The 24,632-nt window shown below is 63.1% G+C and carries 19 protein-coding genes, 2 tRNA genes and 3 rRNA genes; 13 read left to right on the top strand and 11 right to left on the bottom strand.

Annotated features, from left to right (window positions below; genetic code table 11):
- Window positions 1-6: 6 nt before the first annotated feature.
- The 5 genes from trpD to rpe all read right to left on the bottom strand — a co-directional run bounded on the left by trpD (window position 7) and on the right by rpe (window position 5,065).
- A complete protein-coding gene (gene trpD / locus RS901_RS04080; protein ID WP_316153368.1) occupies window positions 7-1,032 on the bottom strand; it encodes an anthranilate phosphoribosyltransferase in 1,026 nt (341 codons plus the stop codon).
- Window positions 1,033-1,094: 62 nt separating this feature from the next.
- Entirely contained in the window at window positions 1,095-1,664 is a 570-nt protein-coding gene (locus tag RS901_RS04075; RefSeq protein WP_114134520.1) for an aminodeoxychorismate/anthranilate synthase component II, read from the bottom strand.
- A 20-nt stretch (window positions 1,665-1,684) separates the two neighbouring features.
- Window positions 1,685-3,202: an anthranilate synthase component I gene (gene trpE, locus RS901_RS04070; RefSeq protein WP_013958112.1), complete on the bottom strand. Its 1,518-nt coding sequence runs from the start codon at window positions 3,200-3,202 to the stop codon at window positions 1,685-1,687.
- Between the two features lie 421 nt (window positions 3,203-3,623).
- Entirely contained in the window at window positions 3,624-4,367 is a 744-nt protein-coding gene (gph, locus tag RS901_RS04065) for a phosphoglycolate phosphatase (RefSeq protein WP_316151628.1), read from the bottom strand.
- Window positions 4,364-5,065, bottom strand: coding sequence for a ribulose-phosphate 3-epimerase (gene rpe / locus RS901_RS04060; protein ID WP_010809904.1), 702 nt, complete (start codon window positions 5,063-5,065; stop codon window positions 4,364-4,366). The genes gph and rpe overlap by 4 nt, the downstream gene beginning before the upstream one ends.
- Before the next feature lie 238 nt (window positions 5,066-5,303).
- Here rpe and apaG point away from each other — a divergent pair, with 238 nt between their 5' ends.
- A complete protein-coding gene (gene apaG, locus RS901_RS04055) occupies window positions 5,304-5,678 on the top strand; it encodes a Co2+/Mg2+ efflux protein ApaG (RefSeq protein WP_010809905.1) in 375 nt (124 codons plus the stop codon).
- Between the two features lie 13 nt (window positions 5,679-5,691).
- Here apaG and RS901_RS04050 read toward each other — a convergent pair whose 3' ends face one another.
- Window positions 5,692-5,907, bottom strand: coding sequence for a hypothetical protein (locus tag RS901_RS04050; protein WP_316151627.1), 216 nt, complete (start codon window positions 5,905-5,907; stop codon window positions 5,692-5,694).
- A 114-nt stretch (window positions 5,908-6,021) separates the two neighbouring features.
- On the opposite strand from RS901_RS04050, the gene RS901_RS04045 reads away from it, so the two are divergent.
- Complete coding sequence (locus RS901_RS04045; protein WP_316151626.1) at window positions 6,022-7,152, top strand: murein transglycosylase A; 1,131 nt, start codon at window positions 6,022-6,024, stop codon at window positions 7,150-7,152.
- 64 nt (window positions 7,153-7,216) lie between these two features.
- Here RS901_RS04045 and paaK read toward each other — a convergent pair whose 3' ends face one another.
- From paaK to paaG, 3 genes are read right to left on the bottom strand one after another with little or no spacing between them, the layout of a single operon-like run.
- A complete protein-coding gene (gene paaK, locus RS901_RS04040) occupies window positions 7,217-8,521 on the bottom strand; it encodes a phenylacetate--CoA ligase PaaK (protein WP_316151625.1) in 1,305 nt (434 codons plus the stop codon).
- A 49-nt stretch (window positions 8,522-8,570) separates the two neighbouring features.
- Window positions 8,571-9,023 carry a hydroxyphenylacetyl-CoA thioesterase PaaI gene (gene paaI / locus RS901_RS04035; protein WP_316151624.1) on the bottom strand — a complete coding sequence of 151 codons (453 nt, stop codon included), beginning with the start codon at window positions 9,021-9,023 and terminating at the stop codon, window positions 8,571-8,573.
- Window positions 9,024-9,063: 40 nt separating this feature from the next.
- Window positions 9,064-9,888 carry a 2-(1,2-epoxy-1,2-dihydrophenyl)acetyl-CoA isomerase PaaG gene (gene paaG / locus RS901_RS04030; RefSeq protein ID WP_316151623.1) on the bottom strand — a complete coding sequence of 275 codons (825 nt, stop codon included), beginning with the start codon at window positions 9,886-9,888 and terminating at the stop codon, window positions 9,064-9,066.
- A gap of 258 nt (window positions 9,889-10,146) precedes the next feature.
- On the opposite strand from paaG, the gene RS901_RS04025 reads away from it, so the two are divergent.
- The 10 genes from RS901_RS04025 (at window position 10,147) to RS901_RS03980 (ending at window position 20,336) form a co-directional block, all read left to right on the top strand.
- Window positions 10,147-10,932, top strand: a complete 786-nt coding sequence (locus RS901_RS04025; RefSeq protein WP_316151622.1) for an amino acid ABC transporter substrate-binding protein — start codon at window positions 10,147-10,149, stop codon at window positions 10,930-10,932.
- A gap of 110 nt (window positions 10,933-11,042) precedes the next feature.
- Window positions 11,043-11,696: an amino acid ABC transporter permease gene (locus tag RS901_RS04020; protein WP_010809912.1), complete on the top strand. Its 654-nt coding sequence runs from the start codon at window positions 11,043-11,045 to the stop codon at window positions 11,694-11,696.
- Window positions 11,697-11,733: 37 nt separating this feature from the next.
- Entirely contained in the window at window positions 11,734-12,486 is a 753-nt protein-coding gene (locus RS901_RS04015) for an amino acid ABC transporter ATP-binding protein (protein ID WP_316153366.1), read from the top strand.
- A gap of 93 nt (window positions 12,487-12,579) precedes the next feature.
- Window positions 12,580-13,356, top strand: a complete 777-nt coding sequence (locus RS901_RS04010) for an enoyl-CoA hydratase (protein WP_316151621.1) — start codon at window positions 12,580-12,582, stop codon at window positions 13,354-13,356.
- Between the two features lie 577 nt (window positions 13,357-13,933).
- A 16S ribosomal RNA gene (locus RS901_RS04005) occupies window positions 13,934-15,465 on the top strand.
- 62 nt (window positions 15,466-15,527) lie between these two features.
- Window positions 15,528-15,604, top strand: a tRNA-Ile gene (locus RS901_RS04000).
- Window positions 15,605-15,616: 12 nt separating this feature from the next.
- A tRNA-Ala gene (locus RS901_RS03995) sits at window positions 15,617-15,692 on the top strand.
- A gap of 296 nt (window positions 15,693-15,988) precedes the next feature.
- A 23S ribosomal RNA gene (locus tag RS901_RS03990) occupies window positions 15,989-18,869 on the top strand.
- A gap of 126 nt (window positions 18,870-18,995) precedes the next feature.
- A 5S ribosomal RNA gene (gene rrf / locus RS901_RS03985) occupies window positions 18,996-19,108 on the top strand.
- Together the 16S, 23S and 5S rRNA genes with 2 tRNA genes alongside form the textbook arrangement of a ribosomal RNA operon.
- A 277-nt stretch (window positions 19,109-19,385) precedes the next feature.
- Window positions 19,386-20,336, top strand: a complete 951-nt coding sequence (locus RS901_RS03980; protein WP_316151620.1) for a DUF3047 domain-containing protein — start codon at window positions 19,386-19,388, stop codon at window positions 20,334-20,336.
- 19 nt (window positions 20,337-20,355) lie between these two features.
- Here the strand turns inward: RS901_RS03980 and RS901_RS03975 are convergent, their stop codons facing one another.
- Together RS901_RS03975 and RS901_RS03970 are read right to left on the bottom strand one after the other, a co-directional pair.
- Window positions 20,356-21,381: a DUF2891 domain-containing protein gene (locus tag RS901_RS03975; RefSeq protein WP_316151619.1), complete on the bottom strand. Its 1,026-nt coding sequence runs from the start codon at window positions 21,379-21,381 to the stop codon at window positions 20,356-20,358.
- A gap of 50 nt (window positions 21,382-21,431) precedes the next feature.
- A complete protein-coding gene (locus tag RS901_RS03970; RefSeq protein ID WP_316151618.1) occupies window positions 21,432-22,625 on the bottom strand; it encodes a M20 aminoacylase family protein in 1,194 nt (397 codons plus the stop codon).
- Window positions 22,626-22,955: 330 nt separating this feature from the next.
- Here RS901_RS03970 and RS901_RS03965 point away from each other — a divergent pair, with 330 nt between their 5' ends.
- Complete coding sequence (locus RS901_RS03965; protein WP_316151617.1) at window positions 22,956-24,542, top strand: ABC transporter substrate-binding protein; 1,587 nt, start codon at window positions 22,956-22,958, stop codon at window positions 24,540-24,542.
- Window positions 24,543-24,632 lie beyond the last annotated feature (90 nt).

The raw sequence follows: 24,632 nt of genomic DNA, 5'->3' as shown, positions 1-24,632 counted from the left end.
CGTCTCTTACTTGAACTGCTGGGTGGCGCGCACGAACTGGTCGAGCTTCTCGCGCGCCGCGCCGCTGGCAATCGCCTCGCGCGCGCGGCGGATGCCGTCTTCGACGGAGTCGGCCACATTGGCGGCATACAGCGCGGTGCCGGCGTTCAGCGAAACGATCTCGCGCGGGGTGCCCGCCACGTTGGTCAGCGCTTCCAGCAGCATTTCCTTCGATTCCATCGCATCGGCCACCTTCAGGCCGCGGTTGGAGATCATCTGCAGGCCGAAATCCTCGGGGTGGATCTCATACTCGCGCACCTCGCCGTCCTTCAGTTCGCCGACCAGCGTGGCGGCGCCCAGCGAGACCTCGTCCATGCCGTCCTTGCCGTACACGACGATGGCATGCTTCGCGCCCAGGCGCTGCATCACGCGCACCTGGATGCCGACCAGGTCGGGGTGGAAAACGCCCATCAGGATGTTGGGCGCATCGGCCGGGTTGGTCAGCGGGCCCAGGATATTGAAGATGGTGCGCACGCCCATCTCCTTGCGGATCGGGGCGACGTTCTTCATTGCCGGGTGGTGCGTGGGCGCAAACATGAAGCCGATGCCGGTCTCTTCGATGCACCGGCCGACCTGCTCGGGCGTCAGCATGATGTTCACGCCCAGCGCTTCCAGCACGTCCGCGCTGCCCGACTTGGAGCTGACGCCACGGTTGCCATGCTTGGCGATCTTGGCGCCGGCGGCGGCCGCGACGAACATCGATGCGGTCGAGATATTGAACGTGTGCGAACCGTCGCCGCCGGTGCCGACGATATCGACGAAGTTCTCGCGATCGGCCACCGGCACCTTGTTGGCGAACTCGCGCATCACCTGCGCGGCGGCGGAGATCTCGCCGATGGTTTCCTTCTTCACGCGCAGGCCGGTCAGGATCGCGGCGGCCATCACCGGCGAGATCTGCCCCTGCATGATCTGCCGCATCAGGTGCAGCATCTCGTCATGGAAGATTTCGCGGTGCTCGATGCAGCGCGTCAGGGCTTCTTGCGGCGTGATCATGGCGTTCTCGTTGACAGTCTGGATGGCGTGGTGCGGGCTGGAAGGTGCGGAATCGAGCAGTCTCATCGCGGCGCCTTGACGAAGTTGGCCAGCAGCGCATGGCCATGCTCGGACAGGATCGACTCGGGATGGAACTGCACGCCTTCTACGGCGAGCGTCTTGTGGCGCACACCCATGATCTCGCCGTCCGGGGTCCAGGCGGTGATCTCCAGGCAATCGGGCAGGGTCTCGCGCTCGATCGCCAGTGAATGATAGCGCGTCACGTCGAAGTGCTTGGGCAGCCCGGCGAACACGCCTTGCTGCGTGGTCTCGATGGTGCTGACCTTGCCGTGCATCACCTGCTTGGCGCGGATCACCTTGCCGCCGAAGGCTTCGCCGATGGCCTGGTGGCCCAGGCACACGCCCAGCAGCGGGATCTTGCCAGCGAAGTGCTGCAGCGCCGCCACCGAGATACCGGCCTCCTTGGGGCTGCACGGCCCGGGCGAAACGCAGATGTGGTCCGGCTTGAGCGCCTCGATCTCCTCGATGGTGATCTCGTCGTTGCGGTAGGTGCGCACGTCCACGCCCAGTTCGCCAAAGTATTGGACCAGGTTGTAGGTGAACGAATCGTAGTTGTCGATCATCAGCAGCATGGCGTCTGTCTCCTGTTCTTTCAGATGTCGGAGTCCAGGCCATCCTGGACCTGCTCGGCGGCGCGGATCACGGCGCGCGCCTTGGCTTCGGTTTCCCTCCATTCGGCTTCGGGGTCCGAATCGGCAACGATGCCGGCGGCGGCCTGCACGTAGAGGTTGCCGTCCTTGACGATGCCGGTGCGGATCGCGATCGCCAGGTCCATCTCGCCGCCGAACGACAGGTAGCCCACTGCGCCGCCATAGATGCCGCGTTTACGCGGTTCCAGCTCGTCGATGATCTCCATGGCGTGGACCTTGGGCGCGCCCGACAGTGTGCCGGCCGGGAAGGTCGCGCGCAGCACGTCCAGGTTGCTGATGCCTTCGCGCAGCGTGCCTTCGACCGAGCTGACGATATGCTGCACGTGCGAGTACTTCTCGATCACCATCTTGTCGGTGACCTTGACCGAGCCGGTCTCGGCGATGCGGCCGATATCGTTGCGCGCCAGGTCGATCAGCATCACGTGCTCGGCGATCTCCTTGGGATCCTGCAGCAGCTCGGTGGCAAGCTGGGCGTCCTTCTCCGGCGTATTGCCGCGCGGGCGCGTGCCGGCCAGCGGGCGGATGGTGACGATATGTTCGCTGCGCATGTCGCCGTTGGTGCCGACCTTGCGCTCTTCCTGGCGCACCAGGATCTCCGGCGAGGCGCCCACCACCTGGAAGTCGCCGAAGTTGTAGAAGTACATGTACGGCGACGGGTTCAGCGAGCGCAGCGCGCGGTACAGCGACAGCGGCGCGTCGCGGTAGGGCTTGACCAGGCGCTGGCCGATCTGCACCTGCATCATGTCGCCGGCCATGATGTATTCCTTGGCCTTGTGCACCGCGGCCAGGTAGTCGGGCTTGGCGAACTCGCGGTAGACCTCGGTCTGCACCGACGGGCTGGTGACCGGCACGTCCACCGGCTGGCGCAGCTTCATGCGCAGCTCGCGCAGGCGCTGGCGGGCGCGGGGGTAGGCCTCGGGCGTGGTCGGGTCGGCGTAGACGATCAGGTAGAGCTTGCCCGACAGGTTGTCGATGACGGCCAGTTCCTCGCACAGCAGCAGCTGGATGTCCGGCAGGTTCAGGTCGTCGGGCTTCTGCGTGTCGGCGAGCTTCTTCTCGATATAGCGCACCGCGTCGTAGCCGAAGTAGCCGGCCAGGCCGCCGCAGAAGCGCGGCAGTCCGGGGCGCAGCGCCACCTTGAAGCGCTGTTCGAACTCGGCGATGAAATCGAGCGGGTTGCCTTCGTGGGTTTCCACCACCTTGCCGTCGGTCACCACCTCGGTGCGGTTGCCGAAGGCGCGCAGCAGCGTGCGGGCATGCAGGCCGATAAACGAGAATCGCCCGAAGCGCTCGCCGCCCACCACCGATTCCAGCAGGAAGGTGTTGACCCCGCGCGTTTGCGACTGGGCCAGCTTCAGGTACAGCGACAGCGGCGTTTCCAGGTCGGCAAAGGCCTCGGCGATCAGCGGGATGCGGTTGTAGCCCTGGTCGGCCAGCGATTTGAATTCCAGTTCGGTCATGTCGGTCCTCTTGTGCGGCGCGCGCTGCGCGGTGGAGGGGCGCGGCGCCGCTTATCGGCAATCAGGCTGGAGCGAATGGATACCCGCCCCGTTGGCGGGCCGTGGTGCAAGCGGCTTGCGGACAAGACTGCACACGGCCGGGGAAGGGCGTGCGGCGCGTTCTTGAGCTAAACGTAGCACACGAATATAGCGGCTACGCTGGCTTGCGGCGGGTTTTGGTGGGAATGCCCGGCAGCTAGGCCGGTGTGGCGAGACCCTCGGGTCGAGGGCTCGTCAGCAGACTCGCGAACGCACTTTACGCCTGTTGGGAGGCGCGCCAGCGACGCCAGGGCCAAGCCTGCCGATCACTGCCAGAAGAGATGCGTTTGCGGTTGAGAAACATGAAATGTTTGGGATTTGGTCGGGATCGACGAAATTCGGACTATCGATGACCTGCCCAGTGTGCCGCAAACAGCGCTGCGGCGTGGGCAATGGAGTCGACTATACCATCGGCGTCAACGGCTTGTACAGGGTTGCCATGGTTGTAGCCATAGGGCACCAGCAGCACGCCCATGCCGGCCGCGCGGGCAGCCTGCGCGTCGTTTTCCGAGTCGCCCAGCGCCGCCATGGCCGACGGCTCCAGCCCGAAGGCGTCGGCCACTTTCAGCAGCGGGTAGGGGTCGGGCTTGCGCAGCGGGAAGGCGTCGCCGCCATAGACAAGTTCGAAGTACTGGGCCAGCCCGGACTTGGCCAGCAGCGGCTCGGTGAAGCTGTAGGGCTTGTTGGTCACGCAGGCCAGGCGCAGCCCGGCCGCCTTCATCGCCGCCAGGCCTTCGCGCACGCCGGGGTAGACCTGCGAGAACTGGCCGTTGATGCGGATGTACTCGCGGTCGTACAGCGCATAGGCGTCGGCGAACAGGCTGTTGGCGTGCAGCGGCGAGAAGCGCGCGTCCAGCACGCGCCGGATCAGGTTTTCCGAGCCCTTGCCGACATAGCTGACGATCTCCGCCTCGGACATCGGCGCCGCCGGGCCGAGGTTGGGGTGCTGGCGGCCCAGCGCCAGCAGCATGGCGTTGATCGAGGCGTGGAAGTCGCCGGCGGTGTCGACCATGGTGCCGTCGAGGTCGACGATCACGCCTTCGATGCCGCGCCAGTCAGTGCGGCGCAGGAACACGCCCTCGGTCATTGGCCGGCCTTGGCCAGTTCGCCGCGCAGGGCCGAGATGATGCCGCGGTAGCCGCCGTCCGCATCCGGCTTGCCGAACACGGCCGAGCCCGCCACGAAGGTATCGGCGCCGGCCGCCGCGATCTCGGCGATGTTGTCCACCTTCACGCCGCCGTCCACTTCCAGCAGGATGGTGCGGCCGGTGCGGGCGGTGTATTCGTCGATGCGCTGGCGCACGGCGCGCAGCTTGTTGAGCGTCTCGGGGATGAACGACTGGCCGCCGAAGCCCGGGTTGACCGACATCAGCAGGATCACGTCCAGGCGGTCCATCACGTGGTCCAGGTGGTGCAGCGGCGTGGCCGGGTTGAACACCAGGCCGGCCTGGCAGCCGTGGTCGCGGATCAGCGCGAGCGAGCGGTCCACGTGCTCGCTGGCTTCCGGGTGGAAGGTGATGATATTGGCGCCCGCCTTGGCAAAGTCCGGGATGATCCGGTCCACCGGGCGCACCATCAGGTGCACGTCGATCGGCGCGGTCACGTGCGGGCGGATCGCCTCGCACACCAGCGGGCCCACGGTCAGGTTGGGCACGTAATGGTTGTCCATCACGTCGAAGTGGATCCAGTCGGCGCCAGCCTCGGTCACGCGGCGCACTTCCTCGCCCAGGCGGGCAAAGTCGGCGGACAGGATGGACGGGGCGATGCGGTAGGTGGGCGTGCTCATGTCGGCGGCTAGGAGGTGGGGTGCTGGGGAATGCTGTTTGCGTCTCTGGCGCGCCCAGGGGCGGGCGCCAGAGGGGATCAGGCGGGGCGTCCGGCGCGGCCCGGCCCCGAAAGGGCTATATTCTACCGCTGCCCCGGCGCGCGGTGATCTTGCCGGTGCTCTTGCCCGTGCCGCGGCCATCCCGCACAATGCGGCTACCCACTTCCCTGCCTGGCGCCTCACGCCGGCCCTGCCCACGATGAGCGAGTACGCTTTCTCCGTCTCGGTACGCACCCAGTACCTGCCGGACCAGTCAGAACCTGAGCGCGGGCGCCATGCCTTCGCCTACACCATCACCATCCACAATACCGGCGAGGTGGCGGCGCAGCTGATCTCGCGCCACTGGGTCATCACCGACAGCGACAACGGCACGCAGGAAGTGGCGGGCCTGGGCGTGGTCGGCCACCAGCCGCTGCTCAAGCCGGGCGAGCATTTCGAATACACCAGCTGGGCCACCATCTCGACCCCGGTGGGCTCGATGAAGGGCGAATACTTCTGCGTGGCCGAGGACGGCCACCGCTTCGAGGTGCCGATCCCTGAATTCGCGCTGGTGCTGCCGCGCATGCTGCACTGACCCTGCGGGGAACCTATTGGCGCGATGCGCTGTCCTGATCCTGCGACGGCGCTTCAGCGCCGCCCTGCGCCGGCTGGCGCGACGGATGCTCGGACGGGGCGCGCGTGGGACGCGGGTTTTTTTTCGCCGTGCCCATGGTCCAGACCACGATAAAGATCAGCAGGAACAGCGCCACGCCGGCTTCCAGGGCGAACAGCAGCATGGGATGGGCTTCGAAGAACTTGCTCATGGCGGATGCAGCGCAGGCCCGCGGGGGCGCAGGCGATGGTTGAAGGATGACGGTGGGATTGTAGGGGCAATCGGCCCCGCAAGCTGCGCCGCCCGGACTTTGAACAATAGCAAGATGGCATACGCAGACTCTTTCCCGATTTCCTCAGTTTCTCCCTGGCGCTCGCTGTGCATGCGCGGCTGGCTGGCGCTGTCCGGCGCGGCCGTGCTGCTGGCCGGCTGCATGAGCGGCCCGCCGCCGCGCATCGAGACCGGCCCGGCCACGCCGCCGACGGCCTCGTCGCAGAAGGGCAGTCTGCAGGCCGCCAGCTGGGCCGAGATCGGCGGCTGGGCCCAGGACGACGTGCGCGCCGCCTGGCCCGCGCTGCAGGCCAGCTGCCAGGCGCTGAAGAAGCGCGCCGAGTGGAGCCGCGCCTGTGCCGCCGGCATGATGGTCGATGCCGGCGACCTCAACGCCATGCGCGCCTATTTCGAAAGCAACTTCCAGCCGTACCGCGTGCTCAACGGCGACGGCACCGACAACGGCCTGATCACCGGCTATTACGAGCCGATCCTGCACGGCTCGCGCACGCGCCAGGGCAAGTTCCAGGTGCCGCTGTACCGCAAGCCGGCGCAGTTCGGCAACCGCCCGCTGCCGGCCCGCGCCGAGCTGCTGCAGAACCCGGCCATGCGCGGCAGCGAGCTGGTCTGGGTGGATGACGCAGTCGAGGCCGCCTTCCTGCAGATCCAGGGCTCGGGCCGCATCCGCATGGCCGACGGCAGCATCATGCGGGTGGGCTTCGGCGGCACCAACGACCAGCCGTTCCGCTCGTTCGGCAAATGGCTGCTGGACCGCGGCGAGATCACGCCGGCGCAGGCCACCATGCAGGGCATCAAGGCCTGGGCGCGCGCCAACCCGGGCCGCGTCGACGAGATGCTCAACATCAACCCGCGCTTTGTCTTCTTCCGCGAGCTGGCGGCCAACAACGACGGCCCGGTGGGCGCGCTGGGCGTGCCGCTGACCGCGGAGCGCTCGATCGCGGTCGACCCGGCCACCATCCCGCTGGGGGTGCCGGTGTTCCTGTCGACCACGCGCCCGCTGTCGACCGAGCCGATCCAGCGGCTGATGTTCGCGCAGGACACCGGCAGCGCCATCAAGGGCGGGGTGCGTGCGGACTTCTTCTGGGGCGCGGGCGACGCCGCCGGCGAGACCGCGGGCCGCATGAAGCAGGGCGGCCGCATGTGGGTGCTGATGCCGCGCAGCTGAGCGCAGCAGCCGGCAACGCGAAAAGGGCGCCATCGCGGCGCCCTTTCTTCATGGTGGACGGCCCTCAGCGCGGGCGCTGGTCGACGATCCGCCGCGCCTTGCCCACCGAGCGCTCGACGCCGCCCTCGGGCAGCACCTCGATGCCGGCGGTGACGCCGATATAGGCCTTGATCTCCTGCGCCAGCCGCTCGCGCGCGCTTTGCGCCAGCGCGGGCTCGCTGCCGTGGGCGCATTCCACGCGCACCGTCAGCGTGTCCATGTGGCCGTCCTTGGTCAGCACGCACTGGTAGTGCGGCGCCAGCTCGGCGTGCTTGAGGATCAGTTCCTCGATCTGCGACGGGAACACGTTGACCCCGCGCACGATCATCATGTCGTCGGTGCGGCCGGTGACCTTCTCCATGCGGCGGAATGCCGCACGCGCCGTGCCCGGCAGCAACCGGGTCAGGTCGCGGGTGCGGTAGCGCACCACCGGCATCGCCTCCTTGGTCAGCGAGGTGAACACCAGCTCCCCGAACTCCCCGTCGGGCAGCACTGCGCCGGTGTCGGGATCGATGATCTCGGGGTAGAAATGGTCTTCCCAGATGGTCGGGCCGTCCTTGGTCTCGGCGCACTCATTGGCTACGCCCGGGCCCATCACCTCTGACAGGCCGTAGATATCGACTGCCGAGATGCCCATGCGCTTCTCGATCGCCAGCCGCATTTCCGGCGTCCACGGCTCCGCGCCGAAGATGCCGACGCGCAGAGAGCTGCTGGCCGGGTCGATGCCCTGGCGCTCGAACTCGTCGGCGATCGCCAGCATATAGCTGGGGGTCACCATGATGACCTCGGGCTTGAAGTCCTGGATCAGTTGCACCTGGCGCTCGGTCTGTCCGCCACCGAAGGGGATCGCGGTCAGGCCGGCCTTCTCCACGCCGTAGTGCGCGCCCAGGCCGCCGGTGAAGAGGCCGTAGCCGTAGCTGATGTGCACCTTGTCGCCGCGCCGCGCACCCGAGGCGCGGATCGAGCGAGCCATCACCGTCGCCCAGTTGTCGATGTCCTGGAGCGTGTAGCCGACCACGGTGGGCTTGCCGGTGGTGCCGGACGAGGCGTGGATGCGCGCCACCCGGTCCTGCGGCACGGCGAACATGCCGAACGGGTAGTTGTCGCGCAGGTCCTGCTTGCTGGTGAACGGGAAGCGCGCCAGGTCGGCCAGCGAATGCAGCTGGTCGGGGTGGACCCCGGCTTCGTCGAACTTGCGGCGGTACACCGGCGAATTGGCGTAGGCGTGGTTGAGTGACCATCTGAGCCGCTCCAGCTGCAAGGCCTGCAGCTCGGCGCGGCTGGCGGTCTCGATCGCATCCAGGGGCAGATCGGTCAGGCGCGTGCTCATGTCGTCTCCTGCACGGGGGCGTTTGTCTTAAGTATCTTGCCGGATTTGCTCAGGTGCCTTCTGTCCCTTCAGGCGGCGGCACCACGTGTCCCTTGATCTGCGCCGACTTGCCGCGGAACATCGCCACCAGCTGGCCCGCGGCGTTGGTCACGCGGATATCGTAGATGCCATGCCGGCCGGACAGGACCTGCTCGGTGGCCTCGGCGGTCAGCACGTCGCCGCCGTGCACGGGCTTGAGGAACTCGATGCTGCAGCCCGCCGCCACGGTGTTGATGTTATGGCTGTTGCAGGCAAAAGCGAAGGTCGAATCGGCCAGCGTGAACATCAGGCCGCCGTGGCAGATGCCGTGGCCATTGAGGAATTCCTTGCGCACCGGCATGGTCAGCCGGGCATAGCCGGGCCGCACGGCCTCGACCGTGATGCCCAGCCAGCGGCTGCAGGTGTCGGCTTCATACATGGCGGCGGCGGCCGCTTCGGCGAGGGCCTGGGGGTCCTGTTTCAAGCTGGTCTCCTATATAGAGGGGCGGGCAGGCCCGCGCGGCTTACTTGCCGGTGAAGTGCGGGGCGCGCTTTTCGAGGAAGGCGTTGACGCCCTCCGCATAGTCGGCGGACTGGCCGAGTTCGCGCTGCAGGTCGCGTTCCAGGTCCAGCTGGGCGTCCAGCGTGGCGGTGGCGCTGGCATACATGGCGCGCTTGATCGCGGCCAGGGCGCGGGTCGGCTGTCCGGCCAGGTGTGTGGCCAGCGCCAGCGCCTGTTCCGGCAGCAGCGGGTCGTCCATGGTCTCCCAGACCAGACCCCATTTCTCGGCCTCCTCGGCGCTCAGCCGCTCGCCGGTCATGGCCAGGCCCAGCGCGCGCGCCATGCCGATGCGCTGCGGCAGCAGCCAGGTGCCGCCCGAATCCGGTACCAGCCCGATCTTGACGAAGGCCTGGATAAAGCTGGCCGAGCGCGCCGCCAGCACCATGTCGCAGGCCAGCGCCAGGTTGGCCCCGGCGCCGGCCGCGGTGCCGTTGACCGCGGCCACAACTGGCAGCGGCAGGGCCTGCAGCCGGCGGATCAGCGGGTTGAACCAGGTATCGATCAGCTCGCCCAGGTCGGTCATGTGGCCGGGCGTGAAATCCAGGTCGGCCAGGTCCTGGCCGGCGCAGAAGCCGCGGCCCGCCCCGGTCAGCAGCAGGGCGCGCGCGCCGCCGGCCTCGACATGGTCGAGCGCCTGCTGCAGCGCCTGGTGCATCGCGCGGGTGAAGCTGTTGAGCTTGTCGGGGCGGTTCAGGGTGATCACGGCCACCGGGCCCTGCCATTGCAGCAAGACCGGGCCGGCATCGATGCTGACCGGCTGGCCAGCGGAGGTGGACATCGGGGGCATTGGGTTGTCTCCTGCCGGATATATTGTCGCGGTCGGCTGTTGTCGGCGGCGCCTCTTAAATAAACCGACCGATCGGTCGGCAAATGTTAGCACTAATTTTTGGCTGCGGGTTGGCACGTGGCTTCCAAGGCAGGCGCGGTCCGCAATGCCGGTTGCGGGCGTCGCTCTATAATCGCGCTGCCAACAACAATCTGAAACCTGCCGGCCGACATCTGTGTGCGGATACCGGCATGCTCGCCTATTCGCATTGGAAATCCTATGAAGAAGATCGCTGCATTACTCCTGATTTCGTCCGTGGCGCTGTTTGCGGCGTGCGGCAAGAAAGAAGCGGCCCCTGCTGCCGACACGGCCACCGCCACCAGGATCATTGTCGGCCTGGACGACAACTTCCCGCCCATGGGTTTTCGCGATGACAAGAATGAGCTCGTCGGCTTCGATATCGATATGGCCAAGGAGGCCAGCCGCCGTCTCGGCATGACGGTCGAATTCAAGCCGATCGACTGGAGCGCCAAGGAGGCGGAACTCAACGGCAAGCGCGTGGATGTGCTGTGGAACGGGCTGACCATCACCGAAGAGCGCAAGAAGAACATCAGCTTCACCGCGCCCTATATGACGAACCACCAGATCGTCATCGTCGGTGCCAACTCGCAGGTGAAGGCCAAGGCCGACCTCGCCGGCCGCATCGTCGGCGCGCAGGACGGCAGCAGCGCGGTGGATGCGATCAAGAAGGAAAGCCAGGTCGCCGCGGGCCTGAAGGAGCTCAAGACCTTTGGCGATAACGTGACGGCGCTGATGGACCTGTCGACCGGCCGCCTCGATGCGATCGTGGTGGATGAAGTGGTGGGCCGCTACCTGATCAGCAAGCGTGCTGGCGAATACAAGGTGCTGGAAGAAAACTTCGGCACGGAAGAATATGGCGTCGGCGTGCGCAAGGATGACGCCGAGCTGCTCGGCAAGCTCGACAAGACCCTGGCTTCCATGAAGCAGGATGGCACGGCGGCCCGCATCGCCACCCAGTGGTTCGGCACTGACATCACCAAGTAATCCAGACGCTGCGTGACGCCCTGCGCCGTTCCGGCAGGGCGCCGCGCCACATCCGGACTCACGCGCCGGCCCGGCGCCTGGGATCCTACCTCCTTCTGTTTCGCGCGAGCATGGACTACGTCTTATCTCTTCTGGCGCCATTGGCGCAGGGTGCGCAAGTCACGCTCACACTATTCGCCATCACGCTTGCCCTGTCGGTGCCGCTGGGGCTTGCGCTGGCGCTGGCACGCATCTCGTCATGGCCTTGGCTGAGTGGCCTGGTCAATGGCTATATCTGGCTGATGCGCGGCACGCCGCTGATGCTGCAGATGCTGTTTATCTATTTCGCGCTGCCGTTCGTGCCGGTCATCGGCGTGCGCCTGCCTGACTTTCCCGCCGCGGTGGTGGCCTTCGCCCTGAACTACGCGGCCTATTTCGCGGAAATCTTCCGCGCCGGGATCAAGTCGGTCGATCGCGGCCAGTATGAAGCCAGCAAGGCGCTGGGCATGACCTATTTCCAGACCATGCGGCGGGTCGTGCTGCCGCAGATGGTCAGCCGGGTGTTGCCGCCGGTAAGCAATGAAACCATTACGCTGATCAAGGACACGTCCCTGATCTACGTGCTCGCCCTCAACGATATTCTTCGCACCGCGCGCGGCATCGTGCAGCGTGATTTCACCACCACGCCATTCCTGGTCGCCGCGCTCTTCTATCTGGTGATGACGCTGATTCTGACCTGGTTCTTCCAGAATCTCGAAAAACGCTATGCCAAACATGATGACTAATCCGACCGGCGCCAATTCCCACAATGCGCCCGGCATCATGATCGCAGCGCGGGATCTCTTCAAATCGTTCGGGACACTGGAGGTCTTGCGCGGTGTCTCCCTGACCTTGCACAAGGGGGATGTCACCGCGGTGATCGGGCCCTCGGGCTCGGGCAAGAGCACCTTGCTGCGCTGCCTGAATCATCTTGAGGTGATCGACCGCGGCACCCTTGAAATCGAAGGCGAGGCGCTGGCGGCAGCCGGCCCTGACGGCGCAGCCAAATATGTGGCGGACGCGGAAGTGCGCCGCATCTGCCGGAAGATGGGCATGGTATTCCAGTCGTTCAACCTGTTTCCGCACATGACGGTGCTGCAGAACATCATCGAAGCCCCCATGACCGTCAAGGGACTGGCGCGCGATGCGGTGGTGCCCAAGGCCGAGGAGCTGTTGCGCAAGGTCGGCCTGCTGGCCAAGCGGGACAGCTACCCGGCTCGCCTGTCCGGCGGCCAGAAACAGCGGGTGGCGATTGCGCGGGCGCTGGCCATGGAGCCCGACATCATGCTGTTCGACGAGCCGACCTCCGCGCTGGACCCGGAGCTGACCGGGGAGGTGCTGCGCACCATGCGGCAACTCGCTGAAGAACATATGACCATGCTTGTCGTCACGCATGAGATGGGGTTTGCGAGGGAAGTGGCAAACCATGTGGTGTTCATGGATGAGGGCAGGATCCTGGAGGAAGGGCCGCCTGAGGAAGTGTTCGGGGCACCAGCTCACGCGCGCACCCGCGAATTCCTGGCGCATATGCTTTAGGCGGCGCCTGCGCCGCCTTGCCGCAACCGGTGGCAGAATAGGCGGCAGCCGGTGGCGACGGTGCCATCTGCCTGCAAATACATAGGAGAAGACATGCCGTACGAAAACATCCTGGTCGAGACCCGTGGCCGTGTTGGCCTGGTCACGCTGAACCGCCCGAAGGCCCTGAACGCGCTCAATGACGCGCTGATGGACGAGCTTGGTGCCGCGCTGACCGCCTTCGACCAGGATGAGGGCATCGGCGCCATCGTCATTACCGGCAGCGAGCGTGCCTTCGCCGCCGGCGCCGACATCGGCATGATGGCCAAGTATTCCTTCATGGATGTATACAAGGGCGATTACATCACCCGCAACTGGGAAACCATCCGCAAGATCCGCAAGCCGGTGATCGCCGGCGTGGCTGGCTATGCGCTGGGCGGCGGCTGCGAGCTGGCGATGATGTGCGACATCATCATTGCGGCAGATTCGGCCAAGTTCGGCCAGCCCGAGGTGAAGCTGGGCACCATGCCCGGCGCCGGCGGCACCCAGCGCCTGCCGCGCGCGGTGTCCAAGGCCAAGGCCATGGACCTGTGCCTGACCTCGCGCATGATGGATGCCGCCGAAGCCGAGCGCTCGGGCCTTGTGTCGCGCGTGGTGCCGGCCGACAAGCTGCTGGACGAAGTGCTGGCGGCCGCCGAAACCATCGCCGGGTTCTCGCTGCCGGTGGTCATGATGATCAAGGAGTCGGTCAACACCGCCTACGAGACCACGCTGGCCGAAGGCGTGCACTTCGAGCGCCGGCTGTTCCATGCCACCTTCGCCAGCGAAGACCAGAAGGAAGGCATGGCCGCATTCATCGAGAAGCGCAGCCCGAATTTCCAGCATCGCTAAGAACTGGATCAGGGAATACCCGAGAGCAGTACGGGGATATTATGTTTCTCCCGCACCCGTCATTTCGGGGATTTCCTTTGCCACTCAATGGCTTACGACATAATCGCTGGAACCCCTAGCGGATCGTTGTGACAAAGTTGTTGCAAGGTGTGCGAATCCGGCCTACTATTCGCCCCCTCGCAACACACAACGCAGCGCTGCAAAGCAGACGCAGCAAGGGTTGCGGGGTCGACCGGAGAGGTTGGCGCAGCGAAGTTAGCGCGCTGACCGCAGCGAAAAAAGATTGCTGAAACGGTTGACGAAACGAAGAAAGCTCTGCATAATCTCGTTTCTCTGCTGCAGACAACGCAGCAGCGCTGAACGGCAAAGCCGGCAGCGAAGTTCTTTAACAAACAAACAACCGATAAGTGTGAGCGCTGGGTAGCGGACGCCACTGTCTTCGGACGGTGTTGCTTCACAAGTTATACAGTGCTCGCACAGCAAAACGTGACTGGATCTTCGGATCTGGTCAGTCAGTTTTCTGAGAGTGAGCGACCGCTCGAAAGAGCGAGGACCCGCGAGGGTCCACACAGAGATTGAACTGAAGAGTTTGATCCTGGCTCAGATTGAACGCTGGCGGCATGCCTTACACATGCAAGTCGAACGGCAGCACGGGCTTCGGCCTGGTGGCGAGTGGCGAACGGGTGAGTAATACATCGGAACGTGCCCTGTAGTGGGGGATAACTAGTCGAAAGATTAGCTAATACCGCATACGACCTGAGGGTGAAAGCGGGGGACCGCAAGGCCTCGCGCTACAGGAGCGGCCGATGTCTGATTAGCTAGTTGGTGGGGTAAAAGCCTACCAAGGCGACGATCAGTAGCTGGTCTGAGAGGACGATCAGCCACACTGGGACTGAGACACGGCCCAGACTCCTACGGGAGGCAGCAGTGGGGAATTTTGGACAATGGGGGCAACCCTGATCCAGCAATGCCGCGTGTGTGAAGAAGGCCTTCGGGTTGTAAAGCACTTTTGTCCGGAAAGAAATGGCTCTGGTTAATACCCGGGGTCGATGACGGTACCGGAAGAATAAGCACCGGCTAACTACGTGCCAGCAGCCGCGGTAATACGTAGGGTGCGAGCGTTAATCGGAATTACTGGGCGTAAAGCGTGCGCAGGCGGTTTTGTAAGACAGGCGTGAAATCCCCGAGCTCAACTTGGGAATGGCGCTTGTGACTGCAAGGCTAGAGTATGTCAGAGGGGGGTAGAATTCCACGTGTAGCAGTGAAATGCGTAGAGATGTGGAGGAATACCGATGGCGAAGGCAGCCCCCTGGGACGTCACTGACGCTCATGCACGAAAGCGTGGGGAGCAAACAGGATTAGATACCCTGGTAGTCCACGCCCTAAACGATGTCAACTAGTTGTTGGGGATTCATTTCTTCAGTAACGTAGCTAACGCGTGAAGTTGACCGCCTGGGGAGTACGGTCGCAAGATTAAAACTCAAAGGAATTGACGGGGACCCGCACAAGCGGTGGATGATGTGGATTAATTCGATGCAACGCGAAAAACCTTACCTACCCTTGACATGCCACTAACGAAGCAGAGATGCATTAGGTGCCCGAAAGGGAAAGTGGACACAGGTGCTGCATGGCTGTCGTCAGCTCGTGTCGTGAGATGTTGGGTTAAGTCCCGCAACGAGCGCAACCCTTGTCTCTAGTTGCTACGAAAGGGCACTCTAGAGAGACTGCCGGTGACAAACCGGAGGAAGGTGGGGATGACGTCAAGTCCTCATGGCCCTTATGGGTAGGGCTTCACACGTCATACAATGGTGCGTACAGAGGGTTGCCAACCCGCGAGGGGGAGCTAATCCCAGAAAACGCATCGTAGTCCGGATCGTAGTCTGCAACTCGACTACGTGAAGCTGGAATCGCTAGTAATCGCGGATCAGCATGCCGCGGTGAATACGTTCCCGGGTCTTGTACACACCGCCCGTCACACCATGGGAGTGGGTTTTGCCAGAAGTAGTTAGCCTAACCGCAAGGAGGGCGATTACCACGGCAGGGTTCATGACTGGGGTGAAGTCGTAACAAGGTAGCCGTATCGGAAGGTGCGGCTGGATCACCTCCTTTCTAGAGGCTTGTGTCTCAAGCCTAGCGTTCACACTTATCGGTTTGTTTGCTGTTACAGCCAAGGGTCTGTAGCTCAGGTGGTTAGAGCACCGTCTTGATAAGGCGGGGGTCGTAGGTTCAAGTCCTACCAGACCCACCAAGTTATCCGGAAGGGGGATTAGCTCAGCTGGGAGAGCACCTGCTTTGCAAGCAGGGGGTCGTCGGTTCGATCCCGTCATCCTCCACCATCACCTGGTACCTTGGATTGGTTGTCAAATGAAAGCGCTTCGCGACGCTGAGTTGCGAGTGTTTTCATTTGGCATTGCCAAGCGATCGCAAGATCGGCTGTTCTTTAACAATATGGGATGTAGTAAAGGTGTCGCGAAGCGTTGATGAGACGCTGCAGTACCAAACGCGATACCGGGTTGTGATTGTATCAACCAAAATGTATTTAAGTGATCGAAAGATGACTTGGAATACGGCACAAATGCGAGAACTCATCCTGTAGCGACTGTTTCGAGCAATCGAGACACACTCGTTATAGGGTCAAGCGAACAAGTGCATGTGGTGGATGCCTTGGCGATCACAGGCGATGAAGGACGCGGTAGCCTGCGAAAAGCTTCGGGGAGCTGGCAAACAAGCTTTGATCCGGAGATGTCCGAATGGGGAAACCCGGCCCGTATGGGTCATCCCTGACTGAATACATAGGTCAGGGAAGCGAACGCGGCGAACTGAAACATCTAAGTAGCTGCAGGAACAGAAATCAACCGAGATTCCCAAAGTAGTGGCGAACGAAATGGGAAGAGCCTTGTACTCTTTAGCAGCATTGTTAGCAGAACGGGATGGAAAGCCCGGCCATAGCAGGTGATAGCCCTGTATGCGAAAACAGCGTTGTGGAACTAGGTGTACGACAAGTAGGGCGGGACACGTGAAATCCTGTCTGAAGATGGGGGGACCATCCTCCAAGGCTAAATACTCGTGATCGACCGATAGTGAACCAGTACCGTGAGGGAAAGGCGAAAAGAACCCCGGGAGGGGAGTGAAATAGATCCTGAAACCGCATGCATACAAACAGTCGGAGCCTGGCAACGGGTGACGGCGTACCTTTTGTATAATGGGTCAGCGACTTACATTCAGTGGCAAGCTTAACCGATTAGGGAAGGCGTAGCGAAAGCGAGTCCGAACAGGGCGTTGAGTCGCTGGGTGTAGACCCGAAACCAGATGATCTATCCATGGCCAGGTTGAAGGTGCGGTAACACGTACTGGAGGACCGAACCCACTAACGTTGAAAAGTTAGGGGATGAGCTGTGGATAGGGGTGAAAGGCTAAACAAATCTGGAAATAGCTGGTTCTCTCCGAAAACTATTTAGGTAGTGCCTCGTGTCTCACCTTCGGGGGTAGAGCACTGTCATGGTTGGGGGGTCTATTGCTGATTACCCCGCCATAGCAAACTCCGAATACCGAAGAGTGCAATCACGGGAGACAGACATCGGGTGCTAACGTCCGGTGTCAAGAGGGAAACAACCCAGACCGCCAGCTAAGGTCCCCAAATATAGCTAAGTGGGAAACGAAGTGGGAAGGCTAAAACAGTCAGGAGGTTGGCTTAGAAGCAGCCACCCTTTAAAGAAAGCGTAATAGCTCACTGATCGAGTCGTCCTGCGCGGAAGATGTAACGGGGCTAAGCTATATACCGAAGCTGCGGACGCACAGTAATGTGCGTGGTAGGAGAGCGTTCCGTAAGCCTGTGAAGGTGTCTTGTAAAGGATGCTGGAGGTATCGGAAGTGCGAATGCTGACATGAGTAGCGATAAAGGGGGTGAAAGGCCCCCTCGCCGTAAGCCCAAGGTTTCCTACGCAACGTTCATCGGCGTAGGGTGAGTCGGCCCCTAAGGCGAGGCAGAGATGCGTAGCTGATGGGAAGCAGGTTAATATTCCTGCACCGTCGTATGATGCGATGGGGGGACGGATCGCGGAAGGTTGTCCGGGTGTTGGAAGTCCCGGTCCCTGCATTGGAGAAGGCGCTCAGGCAAATCCGGGCGCGGAATTCAAGGATGCGGGGCAAGCGGCCTAGTGCTGCGAAGCAATTGGAAGTGGTTCCAAGAAAAGCCTCTAAGCTTCAGTCATACGAGACCGTACCGCAAACCGACACAGGTGGGCGAGATGAGTATTCTAAGGCGCTTGAGAGAACTCGGGAGAAGGAACTCGGCAAATTGGTACCGTAACTTCGGGATAAGGTACGCCCTGGTAGCTTGACTGGCCTGCGCCAGAAGGGTGAAGGGGTTGCAATAAAATGGTGGCTGCGACTGTTTAATAAAAACACAGCACTCTGCAAACACGAAAGTGGACGTATAGGGTGTGACGCCTGCCCGGTGCCGGAAGATTAAATGATGGGGTGCAAGCTCTTGATTGAAGTCCCGGTAAACGGCGGCCGTAACTATAACGGTCCTAAGGTAGCGAAATTCCTTGTCGGGTAAGTTCCGACCTGCACGAATGGCGTAACGATGGCCACACTGTCTCCTCCCGAGACTCAGCGAAGTTGAAGTGTTTGTGATGATGCAATCTCCCCGCGGCTAGACGGAAAGACCCCATGAACCTTTACTGTAGCTTTGCATTGGACTTTGAACCGATCTGTGTAGGATAGGTGGGAGGCTTTGAAGCGTGGACGCTAGTTCACGTGGAGCCGTCCTTGAAATACCACCCTGGTTTGTTTGAGGTTCTAACCTTGACCCGTGAATCCGGGTCGGGGACAGTGCATGGTAGGCAGTTTGACTGGGGCGGTCTCCTCCCAAAGTGTAACGGAGGAGTTCGAAGGTACGCTTGGTACGGTCGGACATCGTACCTAAAGTGCAATGGCAAAAGCGTGCTTAACTGCGAGACCGACAAGTCGAGCAGGTGCGAAAGCAGGACATAGTGATCCGGTGGTTCTGAATGGAAGGGCCATCGCTCAACGGATAAAAGGTACTCTGGGGATAACAGGCTGATACCGCCCAAGAGTTCATATCGACGGCGGTGTTTGGCACCTCGATGTCGGCTCATCTCATCCTGGGGCTGTAGCCGGTCCCAAGGGTATGGCTGTTCGCCATTTAAAGAGGTACGTGAGCTGGGTTTAAAACGTCGTGAGACAGTTTGGTCCCTATCTGCCGTGGGCGTTGGAATCTTGACGGGGGCTGCTCCTAGTACGAGAGGACCGGAGTGGACGTACCGCTGGTGTACCTGTTGTCTCGCCAGAGGCATCGCAGGGTAGCTATGTACGGAAGAGATAACCGCTGAAAGCATCTAAGCGGGAAACTCGCCTGAAGATGAGGATTCCCTGGAGGCTTGACCTCCTTGAAGGGTCGTTCGAGACCAGGACGTTGATAGGCTGGGTGTGGAAGCGCAGTAATGCGTTAAGCTAACCAGTACTAATTGCCCGTAAGGCTTGATCCTATAACCAGTGTGTTTCACCTGGTGTGTGATCGCGACTGTGCCGAAACAGTTGACACAAGACGCACAACCCCAACTACATCCCTATTCGCAGCGTTGACCTCAACCCCAGCGCTGCAACCCCTCATGCCTGGTGACCATAGCGAGCTGGAACCACCCCTTCCCATCCCGAACAGGTCCGTGAAACAGCTCCGCGCCGATGATAGTGCGGATACCCGTGTGAAAGTAGGTCATCGCCAGGCTCTTATACCGCAGAACCCCCAGCCCCAAAAGGCTGGGGGTTTTTGCTTTGGCGCGGCGAAAATGCAATGGCCGGCGCAGGCATGCGTGTCCTCGTTGTTTTCATGCCGCATCGCGGGTCGCCGAGCATTCCGGGACTGCCCGCCTTCTGCTATGGTCGACACCCAAGTGCCCACATGCGGCACGAAGGCGGTTGCAACATCAGTTTGCAGCAAGTAGTGAGCAATAGCCGGACCCTTGCCAACAGAGCAGGTCCGGATTCGGGTTTCGAGGGGTTACATGACGGCCAAGGTGTTTCGGCTGGTTTTGACTGGTGTCGCCGGCGCGCTGCTGCTGGCAGGATGCGCATCCACTCCCCCTGTTTCCGCGGTTCCTCCGGATGACACGGCCAATACGGCCGGCACTTCCGCGATCGATTGCCAGACGTTCGCCAGGCGCATGACCGCGTACGTGGCAGCGCAGACAGACCCGGCGGTGCCTGCGGTGTCGTCGCCCGACCCGCTGGCTGCCGCCAACACCAGTGCGGCGGAAGCCGAGGCGGGTGACGACGGCGAAGTCGCCGATGCCGCGCCGCCGGCGACCCTGGCCACGCTGCCGTTGTTCTCGGTCTCACCGCATCGCGGCCAGTTGCCGGTCGGCTGGCAGCCGTGGACCATCAACCGCAACAAGACGCCCACCCGTTATTCGATGGTAGAGGTCGATCAGCGCGTGGTCGTCCATGCGCAGGCCGAGAGCTCGGCCTCCGGCCTGTATGTCCCGTTGCGCGATCGCGATGCCGGCATGCTGCGCTGGACCTGGAAGACCAGCGGCATCATCCGCAACGCCGACAACAGCCACGGCCCGCGCGAGGATTCGCCGTTGCGCCTGTTTGTCGCCTTCGACGGCGACAAGGGTGCGCTGTCCTTGAAGGACCAGCTGATGTACGAGATGGCGCGGCTGACCACCGGCCGCGAAATGCCCTACGCCACGCTGATGTACATCTGGGGCGGACGGCGCGCGGAAGGCGCGGTGGTGAAAAATCCGCACACCGACCGGGTGCGCATGATCGTGGTGGATAGCGGCATGAAGCACGCCAATGAGTGGCGTTGCCATGAGCGCGACCTGCGCGCCGACTACCGCAAGGCCTTCGGGACCGATCCCGGCCGGGTCATTGCCGTGGGCATCATGACCGATACCGACAACACCAAGAGCAAGGCCGAGTCCTGGTACGGCGACATCGCGCTGGACTGAAGGACGCCGGCGGCGCCCCTCAGCCGCCGATGGGCTCGGCCAGTGCGAGCACCGCGAACGAGGCCAGCCAGTGCGTGGACACATACTCGCCCTCGACCGCCTGCGGCAGCGATGCCTCGAGATGGTCCGACCAGGCCCGGATGGCCAGCGGCCGCAGCGGCTCGGGCAGGGCGGGCTCCAGCATGCGCCAGCACCAGGCGCGCGACAGATTGAGTCCGTCCAGGTGCGAGGTCTTGGGATCGCTGCGATTGGTCACTTCGACCGGCGTCAGCCAGTTGGCCAGTTCCACCTGCCCCGGCACGAACAACTCCCACCATTCTGAAAACGCGCAGCCGTCCATCACGGCGTGCATCAGCACGGCTTCGGTCAGCCCGCCGGACAGGAATTCATCGCCGCCGGGCTCATACCGCGCCGGGTATTTCTGATCATGTCCGAACCAGCGGTGGGCCCGCCGCACGATGGCGCGCCGCAAGGTGAGGTCCTGGTGCGTGCGTGCATAGGCCATGGCCATCACCAGGGCGAAGGCGCTGTTGTAATGGGTGCCGGTGCGCACTGGGAAAACCGCTGCATCCAGGAAATCCGCCAGTTGCCGTGACAGGTGCGATGCCAGCGGCGCGCACGCCTCGGCCCAGGTGGCTGCCTGGGCGTCCTGCCGCGCCAGCACCAGCAACTCCGCCTGCAGTTTCAGCATCCAGCCCCAGCCATAGGGGCGCTCGAAGGTGCGCGAATCGGGCCGCTGGAAGTAGGCCAGCTCGACCGCGATGTGCTCCGGGCGCAGCTGGGCATCCAGCGTTTCGCGGATGCGCGGCGCCTCCTCCAAGTCCGGCGACAGGGCCAGCAGCCGCACCAGTAACCAGTGCATGTGCACGCTGGAGTGCCAGTCGTAGCTGCCGCAAAAGACCGGATGCCAGGCCGACGGCTCGGCCAGGTCACCGGCGCTGGCCATCATGTGGTCCAGCTTGTACGGATAGCGGCGCAGGACATTGTCCAGCGCCACGCGCGCGAAGCTGCGCGCTGTCTCGCGATCCAGCGCCAGGCGGCCCATCGCGGATGCTCCCCTGTTGTTATCGTTGTGCTGCGCTCAGGTACGTAATGTCACGCAGGCGCCAGCCACTTTTCCACCAGCCGCACGAAGAACGTCGAGCCGACCGGCAGCAGTTCGTCGTTGAAATCGTAGCTCGGGTTGTGCAGCATGCAGGGCCCGATGCCATGGCCGGCGTCGCGATGGCCGCCGTCGCCGTTGCCCAGGAACAGGTAGCAGCCGGGCTTGTGCTGCAACATGAACGAGAAATCCTCGGCGCCCATGGTGGGCTCGACATTGCTGTCGACGTTGTCCGGCCCGACCAGTTCGGCGGCGACCCCGGTGGCAAAGCCGGTCTCGGCCTCGCTGTTGACAGTCGGCGGATAGTTGCGGTGGAATTCGTATTCGATGGTGCAGTCGAACGCCGCCGCCACCGCGCGCGCCACTTCTTCCATGCGCCGTTCGATCAGGTCCAGCACCGGCACCGTGAACGTGCGCACCGTGCCGCCGATCCAGGCCTGGTCCGGCACTATATTGGTGGCGTCGCCCGCGTGGAACTGCGTGACCGAGATCACCGCGGTATCGATCGGGCGCTTGTTGCGCGTGATGATGCCCTGCAGCGCCGACACGATCTGCGCCGCGGTGAAGACCGGGTCGTTGCCGTTGTTGGGCATGGCCGCATGCGCACCCTTGCCGCGCACCACGATGCGGAACTCGTTGCTCGATGCCATCAGCGGGCCCGCGCGCGTGCCGAACGCGCCGACCGGCATGCCCGGCCAGTTGTGCACGCCGAACACCGCGTCGCACGGAAAGCGCTCGAACAGCCCGTCCTTGATCATTTCACGGGCGCCGCCGCCGCCTTCCTCGGCCGGCTGGAAGATCAGGTGCACGGTGCCGTCGAAGGGCTTGTGCTGCGCCAGGTAGCGCGCCGCGCCGAGCAGCATGGCGGTGTGGCCGTCGTGGCCGCAGGCGTGCATCTTGCCGGTGTGCTGCGAGCGGTGATCAAAGGTGTTCGCTTCCTGCAGCGGCAGCGCGTCCATGTCGGCGCGCAGGCCGATGGTGCGCGGGCTGTTGCCGTTGCGGATCACGCCCACCAGGCCGGTGGTGCCCAGGCCGCGATGAACTTCGATGCCCCACGATTCCAGATTCTGCGCGACCACGTCGGCAGTGCGCTGTTCTTCGAAGCAGAGTTCCGGATGGGCGTGGATGTCGCGCCGGATCGCGCGGATTTCGGCTTGTGCCTGCAGGATTTCGGGAATGAGCTTCATGATGCCTGGCTGCCCTGGACGTTAGGGGCGTTCGCGTTGGATACCCCGATCATACGATGCCTCTCCGCAAAGCGCCAAAACGCGGCGATTTCCTGCGCGCTTGCCCGGTTGGCGCAGTGCAATATGCCAGCGCGGGTGGGTTTCCCCGCATTGCCGCGACATGCGCACTGCTGGAACAGTTCATGCTTGAAGTGCCCGGCCGGCAATTTCGTCGCTTTGTGATGCGCAACCGCACCCCAAACCGCACCAAAACGCAGCGCCGCCGCGTGACCCGCGGCGCATTGCCGATCCTAAAACGTCTGCTTCACTTCCTACAGGGAGAATTGCGCGATGTCCCTTCGCACTTTCAAGAAGGCAATTGGTGTGGTGGCGGCAGCCGGGGCCTTTGGCCTGGCGCTTGCCGGCACCGCCCAGGCCGCGGACCTCAAACTGGCCATGAGTTCGCCGCCAACCTCGATGGATCCGCACTTCTACAACCTGTTCTCCAACATCAACGTTTCCGAGCATATCTTTGACTCGCTGACCAAGATGGACCCGGACAGCCGCATCATCCCGGGCCTGGCCGAGTCGTGGAAGCTGGTCAACAACCTCACCTGGGAATTCAAGATCCGCAAGGGCGTGAAGTTCCACGACGGCTCCGAGCTGACCGCCGAAGACGTGATCTGGTCGCTGGACCGCCCGGCCACCATCCAGAACAGCCCGGGCAAGTTCGATGTCTACACCAAGGCGATCGTCAACAAGAAGATCATCGACAAGTACACCATCCAGCTGACCACCAACCAGCCTTATCCGCTGATGCTGAACGACCTCACGTCGATCTTCATCGTGCAGAAAAAGGCCACGCAGGGGCTGAGCTCGGATGACTTCGCGCAGGGCAAGGGCATGGTCGGCACCGGGCCGTTCAAGTTCGTCAGCTATGCCCGCGACGACCGGGTCGAGCTGGTGCGCAACAACGACTACTGGGGCGCCAAGCCGGCCTGGGACAAGGTCACGCTGCGCTTCATCCCCAATCCGGCGACGCGCCTGGCGGCGCTGCTGTCGGGCGACGTGCAGGCCATCGAGAACGTGCCCACGCCTGACCTGCCCAAGGTGCGCCAGGATCCCAAGCTGTCGTTCTTCTCCAAGATCTCGCACCGCGTGATCTATCTGTATTTCGATGCCAAGCGCGACAAGTCGCCCTACGTCACCACCAAGGAAGGCGCACCGCTGGACAAGAACCCGCTGAAGGACGCGCGCGTGCGCAATGCCATCAGCATGGCGATCAACCGGCAGGGCATCAAGGACCGCCTGATGGAAGGCCTGTCCGAGCCGACCAACAACCTGGTGCCGCCGACGCTGTTCGGCTATAACCCCAACCTGAAGACGGTCAAGTACGACCCCGAGGCCGCCAAGAAGCTGCTGGCCGACGCCGGCTTCCCGAACGGCTTCGGCGTGACGCTGCATACGCCCAACAACCGCTACGTCAACGACGAGAAGATCGCGCAGACAATTGCGCAGAACCTGACCCGCATCGGCATCGCCACCAAGGTCGAAGGCATGCCGATGGCGACGTACTCGTCCAAGGGCATCAAGCACGAGTGGTCGTTCGGGCTGCTGGGCTGGGGCGCGCAGACCGGTGAGGTCAGCTCGCCGCTGCGCGCGCTGCTGGCATGCGAGGACAGCAAGAAGGGTTTCGGCACCACCAACTGGGGCGAGTACTGCAACCCCAAGATGGACGTGGTACTGGAGAAGGCGCTGTCCACCGTGGATGACAAGGAGCGCTCCAAGCTGCTGCAGGAGGCCACCGCAATCGCGATCAACGATGGCGGTATCGTCCCGATCCACCAGCAGGTGACCACCTGGGCCACGCAAAAGGGCATTGTCTACGTGCCGCGTACCGACGAGCGCACCTACGCGCACAACTTCAAGCCCCAGTAAGCTCCGGTCAGCTCAGACAGGAGCCTCGGCCCGCGGATTGTCTGCTGGCCGAGTTTGCGGTGCCGCGCATGGCTGCCGCGCCACACCCGG

Source organism: Cupriavidus sp. BIC8F (assembly GCF_032465815.1).
Lineage (GTDB): Bacteria > Pseudomonadota > Gammaproteobacteria > Burkholderiales > Burkholderiaceae > Cupriavidus > Cupriavidus necator.
The sequence above is the reverse complement of the archived record's forward strand: the minus strand, read 5'-3'. Positions and strand labels throughout refer to the sequence as shown.